The sequence below is a fragment of the Vibrio sp. J2-4 genome (assembly GCF_021728155.1).
Lineage (GTDB): Bacteria > Pseudomonadota > Gammaproteobacteria > Enterobacterales > Vibrionaceae > Vibrio > Vibrio diabolicus.
The window spans coordinates 877,129-902,355 of the sequence record NZ_JAKKCN010000001.1; the positions used below are offsets into that span (position 1 = coordinate 877,129).

Below are 25,227 nucleotides of genomic sequence, written 5' to 3' on the forward strand. Positions count from 1 at the left end.
TTGCCGCTGACATTATCGAGAATAGTCCCGATATCGACGGCGGCGATCTTATTGGTCTGATTTTGCGAAAAGCTTATCGACAGTTAAAACAACAGGAGGAGATGGTTAATGACGGCTAGTTCAGAATTTATCCTCGCTCCTAGGCTCGATGAACGCAAAATGAAAGAAGAGTCGAAGAAAATGGAAGTGCAGCTTCGACGCGCTTCAAAACAGGCAGCAGATGACTTTGAGTTTTGGTTCGGTAAAGGCTTCGAGAAGGGAGCTGAAAAGGGCAGTCAAAAAGTAAAATCTAAACTTGGTAAGTTACAAGGCTTCATGATCCTTACTGGTGCCAATCTTGCCAGTGAAGCGATTGCAACGGCGGCTGGTGTGGCAAAGGATATTGCCACTAAAGCTTTTCAAGGCGCAGAGGAATACACCCAAATAGCCAGAGAGCGCTTAAATGAAATGTCGGACATTAGCGATACGGCTGATGCTTTAGGCATCAACAGAGGGCGCTACGCTGCTCTTAGTGCGGTTGGCATATCTGCTCGTCTAGATCAATCTGACATTCGAGGTATTTTGTCTGGTTTTGTCGGTGCCCTAGAACGTCCAGAAATGGCATCGTACAAAGAGGCAGCAAACCAAAACGGTATTGATAATGCGTTTCTGGATTTTGTCGGAACAATGGCAAAGCTTAAACCGGAAGTTGCAGCCCAATACATGAATGATGTTTTCGGTGATGAAGATGCATTGCTGGCCTCAAGATTCATGAAACCTTTCAAAGCATTACTCGCTGAAAATAAAGACCTCACTTTTCAGAACATCATGGACACAATGCTTGGCTCAAAAGTAAGGACAGAGGAACTAGACAAAGCGCTAAATCGCTCTGACAAATCATCAAGCATTTTGGCAATCGGTGACGCCAAGGCTTTTGAAAAGAAAATCATAGACGGTGTGACGCAAGGCCAAGCCCAAGCGGTGGTTTCTTCCGACGCTTCCGAGGCTAAACGCATTCAAGCAAACTTGGATGTTTTGGATCTCAAAGTAAAAGGCAAGATCATTGCCGACGAAGCAGAAATAGCCGCTGTTAAAGTAGAAAACTCTTTTGTCAAAAGCACCATATCTTACGCTAGCGAGTTAGCCAAGCGAGGCAGCGATCTAATCAAAGCTGGACAGCAGCCAATCAATAGCATGGAAACTTGGGAGGCGTTTTTCGACAAACTCATTCAGTTTGGTACCTATACGCCAATTGAGGCTGCAACAGGTAAAACCCCAATGCAAATGTTTGGTGATTACGTTGAAAAACGTGGGGGCGAGATTAACCAAATGATGGTTGATATTGCTGAGAAAGAGTCACGTAACAACAAAACCAGAACAGACGTAGGACCGTTGAAATGATTTCAGAGAAAGCACCTCCGCTGTTCCTCATTTATCTCGATGATACGTTGTCGAGCGAAGAGCAAAAGGAACTACTTGAACTAGACGCCAAGGCTGATTTAACGAAAGACGATCAGGCGCGCATTAAGGTTCTGACCGAAGAATATCAAGACTTGCGAAAAACTACGCCAATTCCCATTCCAATAATTGGAGATTTAATCGGCATGATACCGGACGGATACAAACAGTCCGTCGTTAAAACTATCGACGTTGCTGGTGGTACGCCAGTGTTAAAGGGGAACATCAACACTTCGACTATAACGCTCCGAAGCAGTAGTAGTGACTTTATAAACGCCATGATTGGTTTAGCTAGTTGGCTTTTCCAAAAGCAAGATTCGTTACCGCGAGTTTCCTTTTTCAGTCCAGAAATGGTGATTATTGGTGGCACGCTATTAAACATGACGTTGGCGACCAAATCGGATACGACAGAAAAAGTCTTAACTTTCGAAATGCAAAAAGGTGACACATCAATTATTGGTAGTTCGTCATCGCAAAACCAAGTAACCAATATTCCCAAAACAGTTGAGGTTTTAACATGAGCAAAAATCTCGTCCTAATGGGGATTGCAGTTGATGATTTCACTTGGTACGAAGTGGGAAAGGTAGAGTCATTTATTGCTCGAAGTCTTCCTCAAATCGTTAACGAGCTGGCGGTCGACGGTGAGCCACTAACGGTCGTCACGGTAAACCAAACAGAGGTGACAGGATACGAAGAAATGCAAGTTGCCTTGATATTCGAAAACCTGTTTTTGCCTGTTTATGAAAATGGCGATTTCTACATCAAACCTAATGGTAAATATGCCACCAGAAAGCGCGGTGACGGGTACGCGCTGCTAGGGATTAGAAATGAGAGTTAGAGCTACGTTAAACAGTGACTATCTCCTCTCGATGGAATATTGGGAGAGAAACCACTTTTACGCTTCCTCTTTGCCTGAACTCGTACCCACAACGCTAGGCTACACGTTCGCCAAATATGACGAAGTGCCCAAACAGATGATCCAAGGCGCAGAGTTTCTAGAAGAGCCCCAACCAAGGTCGAGGGCAATTAGCTGCGCAACAGATTTTCTCGAAGAGCTTGGTTTTACACTGGATGTTAACGCTGGTGATTTTGTGAAAACGGAAAACATCCTAGAAAGAGCAAATCGAACAATTGTCACTGACGCTTATCGTTTTGTCTGCAACCACATTCCCCAACTCAACTATCCATACAACGGCAAACGTATCGTTGCCATCGACGGCGACTACGATCTAGCTACCCAAACTTTCAAGGGATCGCTTTCGTTTCAATAGCCTCAACTGAGGTTTTAAAAAGGAAGCAATACCCAAACAAGCTGCGCTGGTTACTGCCGTGATGTCAGTTTGATTCGCGCAATCTGGCCAAGCGCTTAAATACCAAAGGTGAATTATGACGACTTTAGCTAACCAAGCATCGGTGTTTGGTGAATGGACCGATGCTGGCGTTCCTGATGGCTCAGCTGTACTTGTGCAAAACCAAAGTTCCGATGGTATTGGTATTTACATTTATACCGGGACTGATGTGCCAGCTGAGTTTGAAGGGATTTTAGTGAGAGACTGGATTTCTTTTACGATGAAAGCTGGCGAAAAGCTTTTCCACACACCAGCACAAAAACCACACGAAGCATTTAACCAAACATCAATTAGAGTCGATGCGTCATGAGCTATTTCGTGCACATCCCATTTCAACGTGGAATGGTGGCACCACCTACGGGAAGTGGAGCCAGCGTTATCTCACCTGTAAGTGTGACTATTAACGAAACCATTAGTTCGCTTAACGTAGGGGATTTTGGGTTGTTAACGGCTACCGTGTATTACAGTGACAGCTCACAGGTAAACTCTTCAGATGCACCAAATGTTGTCAACTGGTCTTCATCTGATGCGACGGTAATGTCGATAGATACAACCGGAAATTACGAGGCTGTTTCGCCTGGTACCGCAAGTATCATCGTTCAAGTTTCAAGCGACAGTTCAATACAAACATCGACTTCGATTGAGGTAAGTTCAGCAAAGTTGGTTGAGCTGTACAATTTTGGCATTTTTGATGAGCCAGAATCGGACGGCGGTAACTTAGTTTATGACACTGGATATTCCAATAAGCAGCCTTGGCTAACCGTCGAAGAATACGAAAACAACATGTCAGACTTGGGCAACAAGCTTATTGCTCAGGCTGGCGACGTTGTGTATGGCGGTGTGATGATTTTTAGCTCAGAGCTAGAAAGGGCAATCGTCTCTCTCTACAAGCGAGTCGAAGGTGGTTATGAGCTTGTGCTTGATAGTGGCGAATTATTCGGTGTGGTTGGTATTAACGAATTTCACTTAGTCGAGTTCTCGGTGCCAGAAACAGTGCTAGAAGAAGGCGAACAATACTTTTTAGGCGTAATGAATACGTCATCGTCAGAGGAAGGGGCCGCTGTGGTTTCATCACTCAACGAGCTATCAAATAAATATCCACCAGCATTAGCCGATGAATCTCCTGCGCTGTTGCTCGACTCCGAAGTCGATTCTACGTCGCTATGGTCAAGAGCTGCGATATTCAAAATCTCTCGAGATGTTACTGACTGGCACAGCATGACTGCCGCGAGAATTGTTGATGGTGAAGTCAATGGTTTTAACTCCTCCCATGGCAGCATTGTTCCTAGCGATGTAAATGGCGGCACTATCATTGCTCTGGAAGCGTCGACAACCAGTAATTGGATTCGAGTAACTGTAGATACCGCCGCTTTAGGTAAACCATTCGCTGCGATTTACCTTGAGTACAAGGGTAAGCAGTACGTGGCACCATTCACTACTGGGTTCCGATATGAACTGCACGATACAGCGAAAACGTTGGATCTATTTAACGCCCTTGAACAAAACATAGGCGTAGAAAGCAAAATGCAGATTATTGGCCTAACTTCCGAGTCTTACGACTTTACGCTTGGGATCGGCACACACAGCACTGCGTCAACGGAAAACTCTGGCTTTAAGTCTTCTTGGGCTATGGGTAGCTGCAATGGCGAGTTCCCTGTTACAAAAACTCAAGTTGATATGCTCTATGCCTCAAGTGGTCTTGATGCTGATAGTAATCCGCAGTTTAAGATTTTCTTTGGAACGGCAAATTCCGAAAAGTGGTTTAGCGCAAACGCAGTAGTTCTCAAGATTACTTTTGAGGATTCAACAGAAATTACCACGCCAAGCCTTCCTTGGGTTTCAAGTAAATATCAGATTATTGATGCGTCGGCTCAGGCGGTTTTTGATGCCCTCACAGCAAAAGATGGCCAATCGGTGGTTGTGCATGTTGAAGCTGACCTAAGCCTACGAACGAAGGATTTCTGATGAAACTACTAAAAGCAATAATTTCAGATGGAAAGCTTGAGGTCGAAATTGACGGTAAAACCTACCAGCCAAACGATGTAATCAACGTATCCGCAGGGGAAGCTGACAGTGAAGGTTTTCTCATTATGGGCGAAGAGTTTTCAATCTACATTACAAATACTCAGTTAGACGCTCAGACAATCATAGACAAGGCGATTGGTATTGCTGAACAGGCTATCTCAATTGCAGGTCAAAACGTTGTGGTGTCCGTTACGGGCGGCTCTGGTTCACCTGCAGTTGGAGAGGTAAGAGTGCTTGATGAAGGTGCCAAGAGCCAACTTGAACAACTCAAATCAGATCTCGAAGATTTAAAACTGAGGTAATTATGGCATCGCTAAGTGGGTATTTAGGAAAAGGGAGAAACGTTGCTCGCTTCGAGAACAACTTTCAAACCAATCAAGGCAGTTTGTACTACGCGCCTAGTATTGGTTTTGATTTTGATTACTGGTACATGCCAGAGGTTAACTTTAACGCAGCAGCTTTTAACACATGGATTATTAACGAATCAGTGAAACGTTCGATTATGGTTCTTAACAGTAAAGTCGAGGTAGAAGGCTTTACGTTAAAAATGAGTTACACGTTAGCTGGCACCGCAGAAACTCAATATGTTACAGGTTCATACACATGATATGGGATTCATCTACGGGTCTAACTCCTGATGACTTTGACACGATAATTGAAGCGTACTTTGAGGCGTTTAAAGAGTCAGATGATAAATTCTCTGGCTTGGCGTTTAACACCTTTGTCGCTAGTGATGAATACAAAGTGTTTTATGCTAGTGCGCAAATCGATATGACCATCGAAACCATCATTGCATCTCTCTTCGTGAAAATGTCCGAGTTTATCCAAAACTCAAACTTAAAAATAAACAATCCAACAACAACCCCAAATGCCCTCATTGCCGGGCTTGAAGAAAACTTTGGGTTCAAGTCTTCCATTATGCAAATGACGGAAGAGAATTCAGGGAAAATGCACGTTGCCATTGATTACACTCCTTCGGCTAACATCAACTACCAAATCGCGTCGTATATGGAAAAAACGGCTGTGGTTGCGAGTACCTACATGGTCGGTGATATCGAGCAAGACATTGTTCTAACCAAGGGTGGCGTTGAGACTTACCGATGGACCGCAAAAGAAGAAAAGCCGATTTTGTGGAAGCTCACTCTCACTAAATCAAGAAACACAAATGCGGTGGTCGATAACCAAGATGACATTGTGAGTAAGTTTCTTGCCAACTTTGATGCGTTTTTTTGGATCGGAATGGATATCGAACCAGAAAAGTATTTTGAAATAAACCGTGATGCTTTGTATGCGTCAAACATCAAAGCCGAGTATTCGTTAGATGATGGTACCAGTTGGTCGGAAGGCATTTATAAAACACCCTATAACGTAAAATTCATTCCGGATTTGCCTGTAGAGAATGTGATTATTACTGATGCTTAATTGGAGGGGAAATGACGCAGTTATTTCGAAACGATGAAGCGTGCGAGTTTTTCTATAATATAACCCTCACAGCTAAGCAGCGAGTGATCATTAATGAGTTAGTTCAGATGAACTCTGAAATGGTTGGTTCAAAACCATTTGGTTACTTGCTTTACGATAACAACACATTTCCGGTGCTTACCGGACTTAACCGCGATTTCTTTGCCGAAAACTACATGGCCATTTTGCAGGCAATGCAAACGGCTGGCACTTACGATTCATATACATTGGTCATTGAGCAAGTCGTAGGTAATGGAGTAGGGATACAGTATTCATCACCAAGGCCAAGACACTTAGTTATCAATATCTACAATGTTGAGTCGTACCAATCGAGACTGATCACTCCATCGAATCTATGGCTGGTTACGCCTTCTAATTTTGGATTGCTGGTACCGCAACCAGTATCGGAGTTTAAGTTGGCCCAACTTACCAAAATATTAGAAGTTCTCGCTAACCCATCTGGTACCTACTTAGAAATCACGTTTATTGAACCTATATTGCCAAACACAGTGACAATATCTGGCGTTCCAGCTTCGGTATTTCGAGGTGATACTGGTACGTTGTCAGCGACAGTGACTTATAGCGACGGCAACTCATCAACTACAGCGGAAGATTCTGGAATAGTCACATGGTCATCTAGCGATGAGTCAATACTTACAATCGATAGCTTAGGCAATTTTAATGCCTTAGACGCTGGCTCGGTAACGATAACGGCTTTAGCTACATCCACCGATCCTGCTTATGGCAATAATATAAGTGGCGATGCAACGTTTGACATTTCACCAGTCGTACCTTCATCAATTATCGTGTCTTCATTTCCAGATACGGTTTTTTCTGGCGATACTGGAACACTTACCGCGACAGTAACGTATGTAGACGAGCACGTCATAAGTACGTTAGATAACCCTAGCGTTGTGCAGTGGACGTCAAGTAATGAGTCAATATTAACGATTGATTCTAATGGCGCCTATACAGCTATAGCTGGTGGTGACGTTACAGTTACTGCCTTAGCTGTATCGGAAGATGAAACTTACGACGACAGCGTTTTTCAAACCATCACAAAAACTATCACTGCGGTTGTTCCTACCGCTGTTTTTATTACATCGCCAGTTCCCGAGCTTGCAGTTGGCGACACTGGCAGAACTACAGCTAGTGTGACGTACAACAACGGGATTGTTGTCAGTTCTACAGATAACCCATCGGTTGTGAATTGGAGCTCAAGTGATAGTACGAAAGCGTCCATAGATGCCAACGGATATTACTCGGCCTTAGCGAAATCTGATGAAGTGACATTCACTGCTACATCATCCGAGGACGCCACTTTAAGCAATGGCGCAACTTTCAAAATTACGGATTTTGACTACACAAAAACAAAACTGGTAACACCATCAAACCTATGGTTAATCACCCCAGCTAATGAGGGCATTGCCGTACCACTGGAGACTAAATAATGAGCGACGTTGAGAAGTTACAATCAGAATTAGAAGCTATGGCAAAGCGAGTTGTAATGCTTGAGCAATTTATAAATTCAGCAACAAGAAGTGAGCCGGCAGGAACAACGACGGTAGGTTCGCTAACTAATATTTCAGACACTCAGCTTGCAGATAACCCACTGTTTTATGTTGAGCATGCTGATGGTGGATTGAATGTATATTTGAGTCAGATGGTGGCTCAAGCACAAAAAGATATAGATGCTGAATCTATTACCTCTGGTACGTTAAACACTGGTCGATTGCCAGTTATTCCAATAGCGAAAGTACCAGCAGCAAACAACTCTTCAGCGGCGGGATCTGGTTTCGGTGGTTTTCGTTATACCGTTTCTGGAAGCATGTTAAACCTGTATACGAGTTAATTTATGGCTATCTATTTTAATGGTGTAGAAATCGGAACGTTAAAGTTAAATGACGTTAATATTGATGAAGTTTACCTTGATGGTGAAAAGGTCGCACGCAAACCGATGATAACCACTCAACCAGTGGGTGGCACAATTACGGACTCTCAAAACTTAACACTGTCCGTTGTCGCTGATGGTCTAGGATCCACGTTGTCTTATCAGTGGTACAACGGAAGCACTCCAATCTCTGGCGCTACTGGATCTAGCTACGTGTTTGCTCCGTCATCAACTGGCAACAATGCGTTCTTTTGTCGTGTATTTGGCTTTGGTGGATATACGGATACAAGCACGGTTACGATTGTTGTTGAACCGTCAATTGTGGCACCCACAATCACAACAAACCCATCGAGCGGAACAATTACAGAGGCACAAGACTACACTGCTTCAATTACCGTTGATTGGGGCGGGGAAACGGGAACAATCGTTTGGTTCTTGGATAATGTCGCACAACCTAGCAGCAACTCAACAACTTACACATTTGTTGAGCCAAGCTTAGGGACTCACACAATCAGAGCTGAAGCAACCAACTCAAAAGGTAATGCTGTTTCAAGCGATGCAACACTCACAGTTGATCAAGTTATTTCTGTGATGACTGTTACTGATAAAGGAGTTACCAAGCCAACAATGAGAGGCTATCAGCTCAACGTATTTGGCTCTTTGACTAATCCAGAATATACAATACGGCCACCAGTAGGAAAACTATACGACATCATTGCTAGGGATGGTTTGATTGATGGCGCATCAGGTGCGCATATCATGGATATTAAATTCTCAGCAGATAAGACGACATATACAACCTTTGTTGTAAAAATGGGCGGTCTTAGCGTAACTTTTACTTACAACACAGATAATTGGTTTATTAATACAGAAGTTGATGCGGATGGTAATTACACATATACGGCATTGCTTTTAGATGATCTTGTGGTTGGTGATGTAAGAACACTTTGGGATCTTATCTGGAATGGAGTTGGAAACGATTATCCATTTGAAATCGATATTTCATAAATAAAAAACGCCGCTCGGTTTAAGCGGCTTTTTTGTTTAAAATTTATATCCAACGCTTAGATTTAATCTAACGTCTCGATCATCAAAATAATCAACATCTGTTACACCAATACCATAAGCAAGGGAATTACTTATCATCATAAAATCAATGCCATATGAGATGCCGTAATTGTCTTTTCTGTCCGTATTGATGAAATCCTGACAACCTAACAAAACTGAACAATTTGTGTCTGCAAATTTGTTTTTGTATTTGCTATATGTAAAGCCAATTTTTGGTATAACATAAAATTCATCTATAACACCATAAGTTAAACCGCCCATGATGTTATAATGTTGAAATGATTCCGATTCTTTGCCTACGTTTTCTACAAAATTACCATCTTTATCAAAATTTTGTGCATCAGCAGAAAGAGTAAAGCCAACATTTCCAGTACCGCGAATATGAGAGAATGCAATGCCAAATAATGCTTGGTTTTCCCCAGCAAATTTAGTATCCGAATATCGCAATGATATTATCTCATTTCCATCTGGTTCAATTGTCGATGCATTAGCAAAGAATGGTATAAGTAAAGCGAATAAGATTTTTTTCATAACTTCTCCAATATCAATAAATTAAAGGTTTTTAGACTTAATGTAATAGGGCATTTCAGGCTCGTTAAGTTAGCGGGTTGTCAGTAGTTTTCTTTTTGAGTTTCCTAGTCACGTTTTTTGAGTGCACGAAAGAAAAAGAGTGGGGGATTAGACTGGTTGAGAGGGTGAGTTTACGGTCGGAGTCTGCAAATAAAAAAGCCCTTGCAAAATAGAAAGGGCTTTTTTATTTATAATGTCTAACCGAGTTACCAAGCGAAACCAAACTGGAACCTTAAAATGCTATGGGTATGCGTCACTTTTAGGGAAGTTATTAGTTCCTTACCATTCCATGGGAAATTCCACCAAAACCGCTTGTATACAAAACTATTTTACAGGCGTCACTAAATTAGCAATTAATGAATTTAGAAACTCTTTCGGTTTTAAGTGAATGAATCATGTAGTTTCTTGGAAGGGTCAAAAACTATATTTTTCGTGAGTTAGGATGAAGGTTCTCAGTTGAAGAGTCTACTAGACTTTGTTTTTAAAGTGTCAGGATAGTACCAATGAAATGAAAAGAACCCCAATTGGGGCTCTTCACTAACGTAGTACTGCTTTGAATATTCTTAACCAAGAGTTTAAAGTTTTGGACCTTCTTCTTGCTGTGTTTGAGTTGAGTGAAGGTACACAGTCGAGCAAGAATTGATAACCGCTACCATCTTCAATATCTAGCAAAGTTTTACCGGAAGACCACTTTATCCAAGCCCAGCCACAATCACTACTTTGGAACCTCATAGCTGCTGACAGTAGCTTTTCCTCACGAGATAGCATGTTGAACTGCATAGCTGCGGAAGTTGGCTGATTTGATTGATTGAGGTATCCCAATGTTCTAGCTGCATGTAGGTAGTAAGCGACCTGTCTTGGAGTGATCTTTAAGGTATATTCATTAACTTCTTCAAAGCAAGCCTTGGCGTCGACCACCGAAAATACTCGGTAAAGGTCATCAGCTTGAGGCACTTTTAAGCTCGATAAATAGGTTAACTCAGAAGTTTTTATTTCATTTAGTATGCGTTCAGCATTTACTTTTGAGAGGAAATGCTGACTTCCAAATTCACCTAAAGGAGTTACCTTAAAATCATAAGAAGAGTCTACAATCAGAGATAGAAAGTCTTTAACTACTTCGACATCTATCCCCATCTCAATGAAGGTGAGATGTATATCGTCGGAGCTAGCCATCACACCAAAGAAATCATCGATTACCGGTGCAACCTGGTCATAGTGGTTAGATTCTAGGCGTAAAGTAAAAGAGCCTGGTCTTGCATCCACCGGAATTAATCTATCTTTTAGGTTAATAGTACGAACAAACTCACCGTATAGGGATGACCAACCATCTAGCACTTTAGAAATGCTGTTTAGTTGCATAGTCCCTCGACGACTAGGACGAGAAATGTGAATTTCGTGATTTACAGATAGAATTGATTCTTCGATTTCTTCCGACTCAATGTCTTCTATTCTGAAGTCGCATGGTGGAAGATCCTCTTCTGGGATATCTTCTGCAGCTAAGATCTCAATATTATGGTTATTACCATCGAATGCAGTAAAGATTTTGAAAATTGAATTTTCTTCAGGGTAAAGAAAAGCATCTCTCAAAAGGCGAGAACCTGTTTCGAGAGATTCTAATCGTTTGGCAGACATAGGAACGTAAAGCCAGACGTCTCCATCTTCTAGTTCATCTATCCAATAAACTAAGAAATAGAGGCCTAGGGCATTCACTACACTAAATAGTTTAGGCCCATCGTATTCTTCGTAGACCTTATTTATCTCTATAGTGCCTAAGCTTTTCTCTTGAACTAAAGGGTACATTACATCATTCTTCTATACATTCGAATCGCGTGTGTGGTTCAGAGTCCGTTTTAAACCATACAGTTATATGGTGGTGGCCTCCGGTTTCTTTCATCACTCCGTCGTCTTCAATAAGCGCGCCCGTTGACAATAGCTTTTTTCGAAGAGGTTTGAACAACTTCTTCTTTTTGAGCGCTTCTTTTTTCTGAGTGAATAACGATGAGCCATAAAGCATTTCTCTATCAGTTGGCTTTTTCGCTTTTCTTCCAGGGTTTTCTTCAAGTGTAGAACTAAAACAGGTTTTTACAGGTGGATTACTATTCACCAATCGGAAAGCTGTTCCAGATGCAGCGATCGCATCTTTTGGAGGCATATCATCGGGATAGTAATCTGGGTAATCACTCATACATATGCACAGGTTCGTAAAAAAAACATTGTTGCATATTAGTTAGGTTCTATTTGTTAATCAACGGCCTAATACGTGTTTGTGTGATAGAAATCGCTTCCTCTGATAGATCATTACCCCAAAATTTGCGGTCATGACTCAAAGCTGAAACACCTACAGCGCCAGCTCCCATAAATGGGTCACAAACAAGTTCGCCTTCTGTCGAGCTTTGTTTTATTAGAATATCCATCAATTCAACGGGTTTTTCTGTAGGATAACCTCTATGAATGCGGGGAACTGAAAGCACGTCCGGAACACCCAAATCGTTTAGCTTTCGTTTTCCCTTTTCGAAAAACAATATGAACTCATATCTTGCTCTATAGTGATACCCCATACCAATGCGAACTTTGTCCCAAATTACCGGTTTCCAAAATTTAAATCCTACGGATTCAGCAATTGGTTTTACTATAAAAGCGGTTTCCTGATCACAAAACAGATAGAAGTGAGAGTTCTTTTTTAGAACTCTATAAACCTCTGTAAGTAGCTCCTCAAACCTTTCATTCGGGAATATTTCAAACCACTGATTACTAGATGCTTTACTGTTTTTAAGGCGTGTAGTTGTACCGACCTTTCTATGTTTCTCCAAGGACTCATATGGAGGATCAGTAATGAGCAAATCTATTGAAGCGTCGTCAATGCTTTTGAGCCACTCGACCGCATCTAGATTGTATAGACCACAATGTAGGCCTCTAGCGCTATTATTAAACAACTTAAATTTACCCATACCTGTAAAAATTCGGTGATCAAAAACGCCGTATTTTATACGAAATTGCATGCAAATACAGCTTCAAATTTGAGGGTGTAAGTTATACCTCATTAATAGGTAGTGCAAGTTTACATTTACAAGATGTGCATGAATATTTAATCTAAGTGGTTTTGGGGAAAAAGTGAGCTAGAGTAATAGGTCAGATCACGTCCTGACTAATCCACATAAAAACAACCATCGATACAAAAGGCATTTTTTATCGACAACAGTGACTTCTTGTTTGTCATTTTCAGCGGACATATCTCTTTCCTTATCGCCGATAATAAGTCGTTAGTTTAGTCTAGTAGGTTGCATAGTTCTTTGAGAGGAAGATTGTTTTTGAAGGCTCATACACTACAATGCAAATACTGATTCGAAGGAAAGCAATATACGCAACGCACGATAGCGCGCCTTGCGAATCACTCGCTCAGTCCGGACCGCGGTTTTACAATAACTCTACTCGTTCATCTAAACATTCATTAGAACCCATTTCGAATTCACGGCAAATCCAAGGTCTATTTTCATAAATAGTACACATTAATGTGCCTCTGTCTAAAGCTGAGCACCAACCATCATTTAGCCGCATCATGGTTTCGCCTCCATGCTGGTCACGTACAATAAATTCTTCAGGTACGCCAGTATCTGAAATAATCATAACCTCGAGACGGCAACAACAAGCCTTACAGTTGGAGCAAGATACATTTGAGGGAAGGGGAGAGGAAATTCTAGTTGGTATAATCATGAATAACTCAATTGGGTCAATTGTGCATGATACCGTAAATTCAGCGCGAACTATGTTTATTTCTGAAATGACTCATTTATGAACAGAAATCCATTCTTTAAGTTTTGCTGTGTCTTGCCATTCAGTTCGAAGGACTGCCAAATTACTGTATCCCACCACTGGCCTTTGAAAAAGCGATGCTCTCTAAAATGAGCTTCTTGACGCATACCTAAAGACTTACAGAGTTTAATTGCTGGTAGATTCCTACTAATGGTCTTCGCATAGATACGGTGAATTCCCAATTCCGAAAAACCAAAATCTGCGAGAGCTAAGGCGGCTTCATAGCTCAACTTATCACCCTGAGATGCTCTAGAGAACGCACACCCAATTGAAGCTTGCTGATTGCCCTCTAAACGTAAACAAATAGTCCCAACGAACTTTCCTGACACCTTACACTCAACAGCTAATTGATATGATTTTCTTGGATTTTCAGAGGCCTGAACAATGAATAAGTCTGTTAGTTCTCTGTATTTACTAGGGTCACAATCACTCTCATCATAAAAACGTTGATATTTAGCATCCTGAGACATAGCAACAAAAGCGCTTTTATCTTTTAGGCTCATGTCCCTAACAATCAATCGCTTAGTCTCAATCTTAAACATAATCAGTTCCTTTTTCTTTGCGAATCACTCTTGAATGCCTGTTAGTTTTGTGCAATGGATTGCACAAAAAAAGGGGTGTGCTATTCTGTTCTGCGTGTCTATTCGAGGGTTTACAATGTTAGTTTATGTTAACGATTTTGAGCTAAGTGGCAACAATGCTACAGAACGTGCACTTCAATCGGTATGTGGCTGGATTAAATTCAAAACAAAGGAAGAGTTTGATGTTGAAACGCTAAAAAGCGGTTGCAACTACAAATTTGATAATATAACCGTGCGTACATTCTGTGCAGTCGCACTAGAACCTAAAATGTACTCTGTACTTCTTACTCACCCAGATCATGAAATTAAAGGTCGTCACTGGGAAACTGAAATCGGAATTAAAGAAGAGGACGGAATGACCAAGTTCTCGATTCAGTTGAAAGTAAACGATATTAGTACTCAGGTGCGAGGAACAGTCGTTACTACGCGACCTTTAATTGTTAAATACCTTTCTGATAGTCGACTGCTTAAACGTGATACCGTCGGACTAAAAGTAAACTTCTTAAATACTGAAGACGATATTCGCGCGCTAAAATGGGAAATTTTTCGGCCTGAGAGAGACTACCCACTAGTGCTTGTTAGTAAGAACAAATACATCCATAACATCGGACTACAGCAACAATTACTTGGTCTTGCGCAAGTGGTGGTTTTTCCAGAAGATACAGATGATGGCTTTATGGAAAGCGTATTGACTAAACGCTATTCAGCTTGGGATGGAGCCGTTAATATTGTTCAACCACTTTTTGGTGGAGATGTTCCGCGCAATTCATTAGTTCTTAGCGATCAAATCGAATCGTGGAAGCAAGAAAATATACACGTGTTACATGAGTTGCTGTCTCTCGTAACACACACAACAAACGGGAGATATCGTAAAGAGCACTTTTCACCGACAGATGTTCGAGCTAAGCGGCAAAAAGATCAGCGAATTGCTTTAACTAGAAAAGTTTCTTCATTAACAGAAGACTCAGATTACAAGCAGTTGCTAGAAGAAGCGATGGAAGAGCTTGATCGCCAACAAGAAACGTCTAATGCAGAGATTGAAAAGCTAACCACTAACCTTACAGATACAGAAAGTATGTATTATGATTCCGAATCAGATAAGGAAGAGCTGGAAAACAATTTGTTGATCCTAAGAGCTAAAATTGAACACCTTGAAACGCGTTTTGAAGGACAACACTTTGGTGTGCCTGCATTGAATATGGGTAAAGAGCGTGAGCTTTATGAAGGTGAGATCCTAAACATTTTAGTCGATAGTCTCAAACTGGCCTATGAGTCAGCAAAACAATATTCACGCCGTAAGGATGTCCTTCTAGATATCATCCAGAACAATGAGACATCCGAATTGAAAACGAAGTTTTTTGAAGAACTTAAGAAAGAACTGAGGGATTATCGCTCTTTGACACCAAAGCTTCGAGAAATTTTTGCCATGGCGAATATAGAAGTTATAACTGAAGGTAGCCACAACAAAGCCAAGTTTATTGGTGATGAGCGATATGGTGTTACATTTGCTAAAACGGCTAGCGATTCGCATGCTGGCAAAAACAATGTAGCCATTATTCGAGACAACTTATTCTAAGCCTTCATTTAATTCCCGTATTCTATTAGAGCACGGGAAAACTTACGCCTTGTTAAGGTGTGAGGCACGCAATACCGAAGCTTCTGCATACCACCTTAACCACTAAAAACAACGCATAATGAAAATGCCACGCGTTGCGAACCCCTCTTGAACAGTTTGTTATATGCCCGAACTCATTGTGTATTCGGAATGTCCAGTGTGCTCATCCAATTGCTCAATCACGACTTTGAAGCCTTGAGACAAATAGAATTGATAACTAGCCTGATTTTCCTTGTATACAGAAAGACTCAATACCGCCCTCTGAGTTTTAGCATGACTCAATAGTTGCTTACCAATGCCTTTACCTTGAAGTTCAGGAGAGACAAATATAGCAGCTAGGCTATTTTCATACAGTGCGTAAAAGCCGACTACTTTCGACTCAGCTTCGTAAACGTAAGTTTCTGAAGCTGGAATGTAGATGCTACGCATGTTTTCTACTTGAGATTCCCAGAACTCAGCCGAAATGAAATCGTGAGCTTTAACTGACGCTTTAAGCCAAATTTCAAGAACTGAATCCATGTCATTTTCGTTGTACTTTCTTATCATTTTAAAGCTCTAAATAGCCGAATTTATCGGGGCAATATAACGCCCAATTAAGGGGTGAGTAACGCAATACCAATGCCGCTGCAAACCACCTTAATCACAAAAATCAACGCATAGTAAAAATGCCACGCGTTACGAATCCCTCTTGAATTGTTTGTTAGCTGACAATTTCACCGAGTGCTTCTATCCATTGCTCTGGCTTCGCTACAATAAACTCGTAACACGTATTGTTGGCTAATTTTATACGAAATGCATCCGTAGTGATTGGAATTACACCACCACCTTTGCCCAAGCACTTAGCTACGGCAGTAATGTCTTGGCGCTTTAATTGATATGGACCAAAACCCAACTTTTCGTTGTACGGAATAAAAATTAAATCCGACTCCGTTAGTTCTAATTTCCCATCTGCTTTAGTCGCACCGACTTGAATTGTAGTTGTTGAAGACTTAATTACTTTATCAGACATAATGCACCCTCTTCCTTGATTTACTTTTGTCTGCTAACGCCGCATTAAGGTGTGAGCGACGCTTGGCTATACTTGAGCGAAGCGAAACTGCCAAGCGTTGCGAATCACTCTTAAATGCCTTGTTAGTTTTTGCTACTCAACACCTACAAAAACTTCTCTATGAGGACTTCGTCTACGTATTCCCCGCGAACTTTTGCATGCTTCTTCGCAGTACCTACAATTTCAAAGTCTTGTTTAAGATAAGCTGCCAAAGCTCGCTCATTATCACTACGGACGTAAGCAAATAGCTTTTCATAGCCCTTTTGCTTTGCAACTTCGAATGTCGAGTTGAAAAGCTCTTTTGAAACACCTTGACCACGAGCATTTTCACTGACAAAAGTACCAATTATGCCTACGTGGTCAAAAGCTTTTGTGTATTGTGCGAACGGCTCAATATTTTGGAAACCAATAACCGTTGAGTCACTTCCGGACAACGCAACTGTAAACACACCGCGCTCAGGAAATTGAGCAATAAACTCTTTTTCTTCTTCAGGGGTAAAGGTTGTGTCCAATACCGTGTATAAGCCTTCAATAATGATGGGATTGAGGACATTTGTAATGCCTTCAGCATCATCGAGAGTCACCTGACGTACAACTAAACTCATGCAACTTAACTCCTATTGTAATTGGAATTGCTTTGTACATGAGTTCAAGATTTCCGGCAACAACTAACGCCGCATTAAGGTGTGAGCCACGCTACCACGAAACTTAACCATACCACCGTAAACACGAAACCCAACGATGGAATGAAAAATGCCAAGCGTTGGGAATCACTCTTAAATGCTTTGTTAGTTAACTTCTAAACGAGTAAATATTTTCTTTTTTAGATCTTCATTTTTTAGTTCTAGTTGATCGACTTCGTTTATCAGCTCTTCAATCTTTGAAAGATCAACTAGTATGTAATACAGACGGTACGCTATCTCTTTCAAGTTATCTCTTGGAGGTTTGCCATAATGATGATGGCGCGAATCAGAGACACGCTGTAACGCGTAATTATGATCCTTACATAATTCAAATATCTCAACCGATGACTGATAACGATCATCAAAATCAACTAACAAGTCTAAAACTTTAATGTTTAAATCTCTTGATTCAAAATGCTTTATATAAAAAGAGTTATCTAAGTCAGGCACTTCAATAATTTCATTAGAGTAATCCTTGCGAACTGACGTGAATGGCATTAATAAATCTTTATATAATGGTAATATTAAATTACGCAATGCAAGAATTTTTTTATCAATAACGCTTTTAACTTTTCTTTTAGATCTGTCCTTTATAAACATAAATATAGCATAGGAAAAAATAACATTTACATAAGCTTTCAATACATTAACCAAACGATCTACATTATCATCTGATTGAAGATCAAGTTCCTTAATTAACTGAGCAACCTTACTTTCAAACTCTCGAGAAAGAGAAACTGCATTAGAATAGATATCAGATGTAAAGTCATCTTCCTCATCATGCATTTCGATGAAATCCAACAGGATGTTATATTTAACCTCTAGTTCGCTATATTCCTGTTTTAGATTTTGCTCTTTTATCTTACATAACACTTCTTTTATATCAAATTGATATATATAGTTATTGTTAACTTGAATAAATGTATTTGGGAAAATTTCTGATTCATGTCTAGATTTTTTTTCAAATCGAACAACTTGTTTTGTTCGATTATCCCTTACTACAACTTCATCTCGCTTAAATTCGCCAGCTTCAACCTTTTTATCAATGTCAGCTTGAGATAACTCTGAATAACCCATTACTGTTCCTAGCCAATATTCTCAATAGGCATTTATTATAGCCTATCGCTTATTACTGATGAAGCTAAATACTTACGTGTTGTTAACTAACGCTTGTTAAACAGCTACAAGCCGTCTTTGATTTTTAATCATGCAGTTTTTTACATGTACCTTCAAAGATAAATTAGAAAGTTAGTGATTGTGGTGGTTAATTAGATTGCAAAAAGCAGCTTGATACATTGCTTAAACTTTGTGCCATCTCGTTGGCAAGGTTAGGGCTCGTTAGGGTGGTAAAATACAGTAGTTTCATTTCAGTAAGTGGTTGATTTTTAAGTGTGCACATTTTGCAAATTCCCGCTTTTTTGAGTGATAAAATACATAGAGAATTATGCGCAACCTTATGAAAATAAAATGAAAAAATATAATTTTCATCCTATCTTGACATGGTAGGGGTCGGCGATTCGAGTTCGCCCGGACCCACCAAATTTTAGAAAAAGCCCACCAAACGGTGGGCTTTTTTGTATCCATAATTTGTTGATACTCAGATTTAAACACCTTACTTTTCCTTTGCACACTTTCTACAAATACTCCGCATTGCCATCAGTGTAAATTTGAGTGGTTTTACAAGAATTTAACTCGTTCATCTAAACATTCATTGGAGCCCATTTCGAATTCGCGGCAAATCCAAGGCCTATTTTCGTAAATCGTACACATTAATGTGTCTCTGTCTAAAGCTGCACACCAACCATCATTTAGCCGCATCATTGTTTCGCCTCCATATTGGTCACGCGCAATAAACTCTTCAGGTACGCCAGTATCTGAAATAATCATAACCTCGAGACGGCAACAACAAGCCTTACAGTTAGAGCAAGATACATCAGAGGGCAGGGGAGAGGGAGTCTTAGTTGGTATAATCATGAATAACTACAATTTGGTCAATTGTGCATGGTACCGTAAATTTAGCACGAATGAACTTTATTTCTGAAATAGAACACCCTATGAACGATAAACCTAGTGAACGCATTTCATGCGTTCACTTGCATTTCTTTCCGAGTAAGTCGGTAGAACTGACAGTGATTCACACCAATTAACCTTATAGTCAGTGTAAATTTGAACGCCGGTTCTTTGGCATACATGTACTTTACACAAGAGCTGCTTCTGTAAAGTTTGTTTTAAATGTGAAAGCAAATGGCGTATCTCCGTTTTCGCGCAAATGCTGAAGGCGTAACAAGGCTTCTTGTGGTGTTGGTATATAACCGTCTTCTACCCACCACAGAACATAGCTATCCTCCGCTAGACGATGAAACCATTCGCTTTTTCGGCGCATAAAATCTCTATGACCGGTACGAAACATAAAGTTTTTAAGTGAGTCAGTACTTTCCCAAATAGACATGTTTACAATCATGTTCGGGTCATTAAATAATTTAATGCTTGTTGCATCACCGGAGTCGTCTTTTAGACGCCAGATAAAGCCTTCACTTTCTTCAGCTATACCATTAATTAAGTCCAAATTGTCTACGAAATCTTTAATTTCTGGTGCATCCAAAGGATATTTAGCAAGCGCAATATTTAATTGAGCTAATTTCATTTCATGACCCTCCCTGGTCGATAAGCCTGTAATGCTGGTAAAAAGCTCTAAGTAGCTTTTCCTATTTTATCATGCAGTGTGTTGCTAGTGCCTTCAAAGGTCAATTGGAAAGTTAGTGACTGTGGCGAGTCATTGGATGGCAAAAAAGTCGTTTTATACATTGGTTATGTTGAGCATAAGCCCCTCTTTTCTCGCGATTATCGTCGGTAAGTCTCACTCAAGAGAGTTGCTATCTTGGATATGCAGCAGTACTCTCATTTTCTGTGGCAAGCCTTGCGCTTCTATACTTCTTATTGAGATTCGATCCTCACTTTTTGGTGTGTGAACGTGAGATAGTGTTCATGTCACTCATTAATTTAAGTTGTTTGGCTGAACGTTAGGAGGAGCTTTGATTACAAAGATAACAAGAAATGCCATTTTGCTTGGCCTAGTTCCCATTGCTGTTTTTGTTGTGGCTTTTAATTCAATAGCCAATTTTTACATCAGCTATATCAAAGAGACTAAAATAGACACCTATGTCGATTATTTACACCAACGATCCATGTATTTGGATGAGGCGATTGTAAAGCAGGTTGCGCAGTTAGATTTCACGTGCAGTAATAGTGATGTTAGAACATTACGCGATCCACGTTTTTATAACCATTACATCCGTTTTATTGCGATGGAAACGAGTGACGGTAAAACATGCTCCACGATTGGTCGTGAAGTATCTCATTTATCCAATGCGCAACGATTTCAGCTTGGCGAAAACTTTTTTGCATCACTTATTTTACCGGAACACCAAGATCAAGTTGAGTGGATGGTCATTTATGAAAATGAACATGTTGAAGTTGTCTGGGTTCTCGATAATAGTTGGGTTAAAGAAGTGATAAAAACGCCTTGTGAAGACTGTTTGTTCGTCGAGTTTATATATGATGAGCCTGTATTTGGAGATTTAACAATAAGTCGAGGAAAACCAGCCATTGCAGCAGAAGAAGCGGCAGTTTCAAAAGAGTTATTCTTCTCGGCTGATTCTCAAGCCAATATGCTCATCAAAATACACAGTGGCGAGAAACTGAAGAGTTATGCTCAGGAAAGAGTCTTTCTATGGGGAGGCCTAGTCAGTGTGCTTATGGGGCTGGCTTTTGCGTTTGTATATGTGTTCAGTAAGAGCTTGAGAAAGTCTATCAAAGGCTTGATCCAGAATGGGATTAATAATGCGGAATTTGTCCCTTATTACCAAGCGATTGTCGATAGCCGTGATGGTGTAACAGTGGGGTATGAAGCACTGATTCGGTGGTCTCGCCGTGATGGTATGGTGCCGCCAAACATGTTCATCGGCGCTGCAGAAGAAAGTGGTCTGATTGTCCCAATGACGAATCAGCTTATTCGTAAAATCATACAAGATCTTAGTGTGTTACCTGAGCATGTGTGGGTCAGCATCAATATTGTTTCTTCCCATTTAGAGTCAGGTGAACTCACTAAGTTACTGTCAGAACTGAATTGGCCATGTCCGAAGAGAGTGCATTTTGAGTTGACCGAGCGAATTCCTGTAAAAGATACAGAGGCAGCGAAAAAAGAGATTTTGTATCTGGCGAATAAAGGCTACAAGTTCAAAATTGACGATTTTGGGACTGGGTATGGCGGCTTTTCTTATTTGCAAGATCTGGGTATCCGATGCTTAAAAGTGGATAAGATGTTCATCGATCCAATAGGCTCTGATGACCAAAAATTGAAAGTGTTAGATTCTATTGTCTCGGCAGCAAAGAAAGCGGAATGTGAGATGATTGCAGAAGGTGTAGAGAGCGAGGCTCAAGTCGCGTATTTGGCTCAGCATTCTATTTACCTTATTCAAGGGTATGTCTACGCTAAACCAGAGCCTATTAACAACCTTGTGATGACTTAAAGCAAGGCATAATGGGGCGTATTCATTATTAAAGGTGTCTTTCGGCACCTTTTTTATTACTGAACCTTTTTGGGTTCACTGTTCGATAAAAAGCCTGTTGAAGTCTTAGAATTCAAACAGAGTTTACAGAGAATATGAACGCCCGATTTTAGCACCGGGCGTTAGGATTTTACTTAGGAAGAAAGGGCGGCTTTTTTGGTTTTTAATGAAGCGATCAATTGAGGGAGCAATGACATAACAATCATCCCTAGCATCAAGCTGTATTGGAGAGGGGTGAAAGTCTCACCTAATAGCAGCAAACCTGACACAATGCCCGCAACGGGGTTGGCAATGCCACCAAAAGTAAAGTCAACGACCGACATACGCTGCAATAGCCAAACATACATGCCGTAGCCTAATGCAGTGTTCAGAATGATCACCCACAGCAGCCCAAGGGTGTTCGTCATTGATAAGTTTTGAATGGCTGTAACGTATGGCTCTGGATTGTTTATTGCCAGCACGCTTGTTGCGACAGACATAATCACACCACCCAAAATGAGCTGCCATGTTAATACTGTCCACCAATGTATTTTCGTTCCTAGTGACTTCGTTACGCTACTGCCTACCACAATACACATGATGGCGGAGATCATCGCCAGCAAACCCATAGGGTTGAGCGAAATAGAGCTAGGATCAAATAAGAACCAAGCCAAAGCAATCAAAGTCGCTCCACTTATTGCCTGTATTGCGCTTGGCTGGCGCTTATAGACTGCCCAGCCAAACAGCATCGCAAAAACGGGCACTGATACCATACCGACACCTGAGATCGCAGAAGGAAGCGTCAACGCCATGACAAAAATGAGACCAAAGAAGCAAGCGATGTTGATAGTTCCTAAAACAAGCAGCACTTTCCATTCACTCTTTTTTGGGAAAGATGGCTTTATTGCGAGGAGCAAAAGACCCGCAGGCAATGCTCTTAGCGCACCAAGTAAAACGGGAGGCCAGTCCGGAAGCGTAAACTGAGTAACAGCATAAGTTGTCCCCCAAAAAAAAGCCGGGATCATTGCAAGCAAAATGTTCATGTTAAATATCTTTACGTTGAGGTAATTAATTGTAAAGATATCGGTAAGGTTACTTTTTGTAAAGTATCTTTATGTTAAAATAAAAATTAAATGACGTTTGGAGAGAAACTATGGACGCAATTGATAGAGTGGTAGAGCAGTGGGCTAAGGAGAAGCCAGAGCTCGACACTGAACCGATGGCAATTATGGGTCGGCTAATGCGAATTGCTAAGCACATGGAGTGTCGGGTCGCTGACCTACATAAGAAGTACGATCTTAAGATGGGTGAATTTGATGTGTTGGCGACACTTCGACGAGCAGGTTCACCATATTGCCTTACTCCCTCGGCGCTAATTGATTCGATGATGCTCACTTCGGGCGCGATGACGAACCGATTAGATAAACTCGAGAAGAAAGGCTTTATTACCAGAACACACAGTAAAGAAGATAGACGCAGTGTCACCGTTGAGTTAACTGAAAAGGGCTTAACCTTAATTGACAAGTTGATCTTAGAGCATGTGGACGTTCAGCAATCGCTGCTACATGGTTTAGAAGGTAATGAGAAAGCGCAGGTTAACCAGGCGTTAAGACTACTATTGCCTTTGTTTGAGTAAAAGATACAGGAAGGGTGGGACGGAATGAGAAGCAAAGAGTTAGAAGGTTATTTAAGTACCTTTATGTGTGCAGAGAGTGATTTCCCATTTGGGCCAGAAGCGCTTGTATACAAAATCAAAGGTAAAATGTTTGCGATTATTGCAGAGAGAAACGGTCGGGAGTATGTCAGCGTAAAAGTAAAACCAGAAGATGGAGAAGTCTTAACATCGCAGTTTACGGACATCACTCCTGGTTATCACTTAAATAAGCGTCACTGGATAACGGTTTATTTTAATGGTGATGTGGAAGATGGATTGATTCAGGATTTATGTGAACGCTCTTATACTCTCGTCGTTGCCAAACTACCAAAAGTGCAACGAGCATTGCTTGGTCAGTAATAGTTATTACAGAAAAATTCGCACCTTTTCCATCCTCAAGCTATATAAGTAAGTAGGCGGAAAAGTAGGAATGATATGCGAGCATTATCTGAATGGCTAAAAGAATATGGGGAGAGCCATCAAAATCCCATCAACCAAAAGATTCACACAATCGCAGTTCCGGGTATTTACCTATCTGTGGTCGGCCTAATTTGGTCAATTCCTCAAATCTCCATCTTGGGTTTCGAGTTTAACTGGGTCTGGATTGCTGTCATACCCGTATGGGTTTTCTATTTTCGTTTGTCTCTCAGCGTCTTTATGATGATGTTAGGGTATACATTAGCGTGCATCGGCCTGATATGGTCTTTGGAGGTATTGGCGCTGCCCGTACTGCATATTTCGATGCTCCTATTCGGTGTACTGTGGATCTTGCAGTTCATTGGTCACAAAATAGAAGGGAAGAAACCGTCTTTTTTCGAAGATTTGCAGTTTCTTCTTATTGGTCCAATTTGGGTGTTCCGAAAACATTAACTCACTCCGTGATTAACAAGCTGATATCTCCCTGTATTGCGCGATCATGCTAGCGTCCATAAAGTCGTAAAATGCGCAGCATGATGTGCAGCTTTCTCATTGCCATGACAAGCATTCGCTTCTAATTCACACTATCATTAGAGTGCAGCTAAAGCCTGTTACTTTGCCTGAATGTTTGTGGCTAGTGACATTGTCACTTGGGGGATGAATGTACGACCGACAACATAAATATGCCTATTGGCGAGAAGAGCGTAAAAAAGGCAAATGGCATTACATCATGAAGTCTTTTTTTATGATTTGTTGCGCACTATTGCTTGGTAAAGTCATTGGTTTATTCATTTTTGGTGAGCTGCACTCCCTGAGTGATATTTTGGAGCAACTGCCCGCGGATCTTTTTATCATGATGCTAGTGGGCTTCCCGGTTAGTGTTATCGGCTGGTATCACGAGGAGTCGAAGTTTTTCCGAGCGTTACGACGTAAAGAAAAGCGCTTGAAAATGAAACGAGATAAACAAAGCTAACTCTGCACCGAGCTTTGTGTTATTTACTCGTCTGATTCACATATTTCTTTCAAGTTATTCGGTATTTTGCGTTAGGCCTCGTACGCATGTCATTAAAC

At 40.9% G+C, this 25,227-nt stretch carries 30 protein-coding genes and 1 pseudogene; 18 read left to right on the forward strand and 13 right to left on the reverse strand.

Translation table 11 applies throughout. From position 1 onward, the window contains the following. The first annotated feature begins 108 nt into the window (after positions 1 to 108). The 12 genes from L3V32_RS04005 (at position 109) to L3V32_RS04060 (ending at position 9,171) form a co-directional block, all read left to right on the forward strand. A complete protein-coding gene (locus L3V32_RS04005) occupies positions 109 to 1,380 on the forward strand; it encodes a hypothetical protein (protein ID WP_029833099.1) in 1,272 nt (423 codons plus the stop codon). Further along, on the forward strand, positions 1,377 to 1,958 hold the full coding sequence (locus tag L3V32_RS04010; RefSeq protein WP_237283839.1) for a hypothetical protein: 582 nt from the start codon (positions 1,377 to 1,379) through the stop codon (positions 1,956 to 1,958). The genes L3V32_RS04005 and L3V32_RS04010 overlap by 4 nt, the downstream gene beginning before the upstream one ends. Next, positions 1,955 to 2,275 (forward strand): hypothetical protein, encoded by a 321-nt coding sequence (locus L3V32_RS04015; protein WP_005495340.1) that lies wholly within the window; start codon positions 1,955 to 1,957, stop codon positions 2,273 to 2,275. The genes L3V32_RS04010 and L3V32_RS04015 overlap by 4 nt, the downstream gene beginning before the upstream one ends. Then, positions 2,265 to 2,708, forward strand: coding sequence for a hypothetical protein (locus L3V32_RS04020; RefSeq protein ID WP_005495338.1), 444 nt, complete (start codon positions 2,265 to 2,267; stop codon positions 2,706 to 2,708). The genes L3V32_RS04015 and L3V32_RS04020 overlap by 11 nt, the downstream gene beginning before the upstream one ends. A gap of 115 nt (positions 2,709 to 2,823) precedes the next feature. Then, complete coding sequence (locus tag L3V32_RS04025; RefSeq protein ID WP_025579421.1) at positions 2,824 to 3,096, forward strand: hypothetical protein; 273 nt, start codon at positions 2,824 to 2,826, stop codon at positions 3,094 to 3,096. Beyond that, positions 3,093 to 4,751, forward strand: a complete 1,659-nt coding sequence (locus tag L3V32_RS04030) for a hypothetical protein (protein ID WP_237283840.1) — start codon at positions 3,093 to 3,095, stop codon at positions 4,749 to 4,751. The genes L3V32_RS04025 and L3V32_RS04030 overlap by 4 nt, the downstream gene beginning before the upstream one ends. Then, a complete protein-coding gene (locus tag L3V32_RS04035) occupies positions 4,751 to 5,113 on the forward strand; it encodes a hypothetical protein (protein WP_025818233.1) in 363 nt (120 codons plus the stop codon). The genes L3V32_RS04030 and L3V32_RS04035 overlap by 1 nt, the downstream gene beginning before the upstream one ends. Before the next feature lie 2 nt (positions 5,114 to 5,115). After that, entirely contained in the window at positions 5,116 to 5,418 is a 303-nt protein-coding gene (locus L3V32_RS04040) for a hypothetical protein (RefSeq protein ID WP_021486499.1), read from the forward strand. Continuing rightward, a complete protein-coding gene (locus tag L3V32_RS04045) occupies positions 5,415 to 6,233 on the forward strand; it encodes a hypothetical protein (protein ID WP_025510244.1) in 819 nt (272 codons plus the stop codon). Before L3V32_RS04040 ends, L3V32_RS04045 begins: the two co-directional genes overlap by 4 nt. An 11-nt stretch (positions 6,234 to 6,244) precedes the next feature. Beyond that, complete coding sequence (locus L3V32_RS04050) at positions 6,245 to 7,723, forward strand: Ig-like domain-containing protein (RefSeq protein WP_237283841.1); 1,479 nt, start codon at positions 6,245 to 6,247, stop codon at positions 7,721 to 7,723. Then, positions 7,723 to 8,124, forward strand: coding sequence for a hypothetical protein (locus L3V32_RS04055; protein ID WP_237283842.1), 402 nt, complete (start codon positions 7,723 to 7,725; stop codon positions 8,122 to 8,124). The genes L3V32_RS04050 and L3V32_RS04055 overlap by 1 nt, the downstream gene beginning before the upstream one ends. A 3-nt stretch (positions 8,125 to 8,127) precedes the next feature. After that, entirely contained in the window at positions 8,128 to 9,171 is a 1,044-nt protein-coding gene (locus L3V32_RS04060; RefSeq protein WP_237283843.1) for a hypothetical protein, read from the forward strand. Positions 9,172 to 9,207: 36 nt separating this feature from the next. On the opposite strand, the gene L3V32_RS04065 is transcribed toward L3V32_RS04060, so the two are convergent. The 6 genes and pseudogenes from L3V32_RS04065 to L3V32_RS04090 form a co-directional block, all read right to left on the reverse strand. Further along, positions 9,208 to 9,762, reverse strand: a complete 555-nt coding sequence (locus tag L3V32_RS04065) for a porin family protein (protein WP_237283844.1) — start codon at positions 9,760 to 9,762, stop codon at positions 9,208 to 9,210. Positions 9,763 to 10,338: 576 nt separating this feature from the next. Beyond that, the gene (locus L3V32_RS04070) at positions 10,339 to 11,601 is read right to left on the reverse strand and encodes a DUF6575 domain-containing protein (RefSeq protein ID WP_025501418.1); all 1,263 of its coding nucleotides are present in this window, start codon (positions 11,599 to 11,601) and stop codon (positions 10,339 to 10,341) included. Between the two features lie 4 nt (positions 11,602 to 11,605). Beyond that, positions 11,606 to 11,986 (reverse strand): hypothetical protein, encoded by a 381-nt coding sequence (locus tag L3V32_RS04075; protein ID WP_237283845.1) that lies wholly within the window; start codon positions 11,984 to 11,986, stop codon positions 11,606 to 11,608. A gap of 49 nt (positions 11,987 to 12,035) precedes the next feature. Continuing rightward, a complete protein-coding gene (locus L3V32_RS04080; RefSeq protein WP_025501416.1) occupies positions 12,036 to 12,749 on the reverse strand; it encodes a site-specific DNA-methyltransferase in 714 nt (237 codons plus the stop codon). A 466-nt stretch (positions 12,750 to 13,215) separates the two neighbouring features. Next, complete coding sequence (locus L3V32_RS04085) at positions 13,216 to 13,512, reverse strand: YkgJ family cysteine cluster protein (protein WP_237283846.1); 297 nt, start codon at positions 13,510 to 13,512, stop codon at positions 13,216 to 13,218. Between the two features lie 72 nt (positions 13,513 to 13,584). Further along, positions 13,585 to 14,153: pseudogene (locus tag L3V32_RS04090) on the reverse strand (GNAT family N-acetyltransferase). A gap of 49 nt (positions 14,154 to 14,202) precedes the next feature. Here L3V32_RS04090 and L3V32_RS04095 point away from each other — a divergent pair. Then, entirely contained in the window at positions 14,203 to 15,768 is a 1,566-nt protein-coding gene (locus L3V32_RS04095) for a hypothetical protein (protein ID WP_237283848.1), read from the forward strand. Positions 15,769 to 15,927: 159 nt separating this feature from the next. Here L3V32_RS04095 and L3V32_RS04105 read toward each other — a convergent pair whose 3' ends face one another. The 6 genes from L3V32_RS04105 to L3V32_RS04135 form a co-directional block, all read right to left on the reverse strand. After that, positions 15,928 to 16,353, reverse strand: coding sequence for an N-acetyltransferase (locus tag L3V32_RS04105; protein WP_237283849.1), 426 nt, complete (start codon positions 16,351 to 16,353; stop codon positions 15,928 to 15,930). 154 nt (positions 16,354 to 16,507) lie between these two features. Beyond that, a complete protein-coding gene (locus L3V32_RS04115) occupies positions 16,508 to 16,816 on the reverse strand; it encodes a hypothetical protein (protein ID WP_025787433.1) in 309 nt (102 codons plus the stop codon). Between the two features lie 143 nt (positions 16,817 to 16,959). Further along, entirely contained in the window at positions 16,960 to 17,460 is a 501-nt protein-coding gene (locus L3V32_RS04120) for a GNAT family N-acetyltransferase (RefSeq protein ID WP_203496104.1), read from the reverse strand. A 183-nt stretch (positions 17,461 to 17,643) separates the two neighbouring features. After that, positions 17,644 to 18,615, reverse strand: a complete 972-nt coding sequence (locus L3V32_RS04125) for a hypothetical protein (RefSeq protein ID WP_237283850.1) — start codon at positions 18,613 to 18,615, stop codon at positions 17,644 to 17,646. 600 nt (positions 18,616 to 19,215) lie between these two features. After that, positions 19,216 to 19,512 (reverse strand): YkgJ family cysteine cluster protein, encoded by a 297-nt coding sequence (locus tag L3V32_RS04130; protein WP_074191235.1) that lies wholly within the window; start codon positions 19,510 to 19,512, stop codon positions 19,216 to 19,218. A gap of 223 nt (positions 19,513 to 19,735) precedes the next feature. Beyond that, on the reverse strand, positions 19,736 to 20,182 hold the full coding sequence (locus tag L3V32_RS04135) for a DUF3291 domain-containing protein (RefSeq protein ID WP_237283851.1): 447 nt from the start codon (positions 20,180 to 20,182) through the stop codon (positions 19,736 to 19,738). A gap of 388 nt (positions 20,183 to 20,570) precedes the next feature. Between L3V32_RS04135 and L3V32_RS04140 the strand changes: the two genes are divergently transcribed. Further along, entirely contained in the window at positions 20,571 to 22,067 is a 1,497-nt protein-coding gene (locus L3V32_RS04140) for an EAL domain-containing protein (protein WP_237283852.1), read from the forward strand. Between the two features lie 173 nt (positions 22,068 to 22,240). Here L3V32_RS04140 and L3V32_RS04145 read toward each other — a convergent pair whose 3' ends face one another. Beyond that, positions 22,241 to 23,128, reverse strand: coding sequence for a DMT family transporter (locus L3V32_RS04145; RefSeq protein ID WP_237283853.1), 888 nt, complete (start codon positions 23,126 to 23,128; stop codon positions 22,241 to 22,243). A 110-nt stretch (positions 23,129 to 23,238) separates the two neighbouring features. Between L3V32_RS04145 and L3V32_RS04150 the strand changes: the two genes are divergently transcribed. The 4 genes from L3V32_RS04150 to L3V32_RS04165 all read left to right on the forward strand — a co-directional run bounded on the left by L3V32_RS04150 (position 23,239) and on the right by L3V32_RS04165 (position 25,129). Further along, positions 23,239 to 23,721 (forward strand): MarR family winged helix-turn-helix transcriptional regulator, encoded by a 483-nt coding sequence (locus L3V32_RS04150; RefSeq protein WP_005393451.1) that lies wholly within the window; start codon positions 23,239 to 23,241, stop codon positions 23,719 to 23,721. Positions 23,722 to 23,745: 24 nt separating this feature from the next. Beyond that, positions 23,746 to 24,099 (forward strand): MmcQ/YjbR family DNA-binding protein, encoded by a 354-nt coding sequence (locus L3V32_RS04155; RefSeq protein ID WP_005393450.1) that lies wholly within the window; start codon positions 23,746 to 23,748, stop codon positions 24,097 to 24,099. A 75-nt stretch (positions 24,100 to 24,174) separates the two neighbouring features. After that, entirely contained in the window at positions 24,175 to 24,609 is a 435-nt protein-coding gene (locus L3V32_RS04160; protein ID WP_012841889.1) for a DUF962 domain-containing protein, read from the forward strand. 208 nt (positions 24,610 to 24,817) lie between these two features. Further along, entirely contained in the window at positions 24,818 to 25,129 is a 312-nt protein-coding gene (locus tag L3V32_RS04165; protein ID WP_046874879.1) for a hypothetical protein, read from the forward strand. Positions 25,130 to 25,227: the final 98 nt, after the last annotated feature.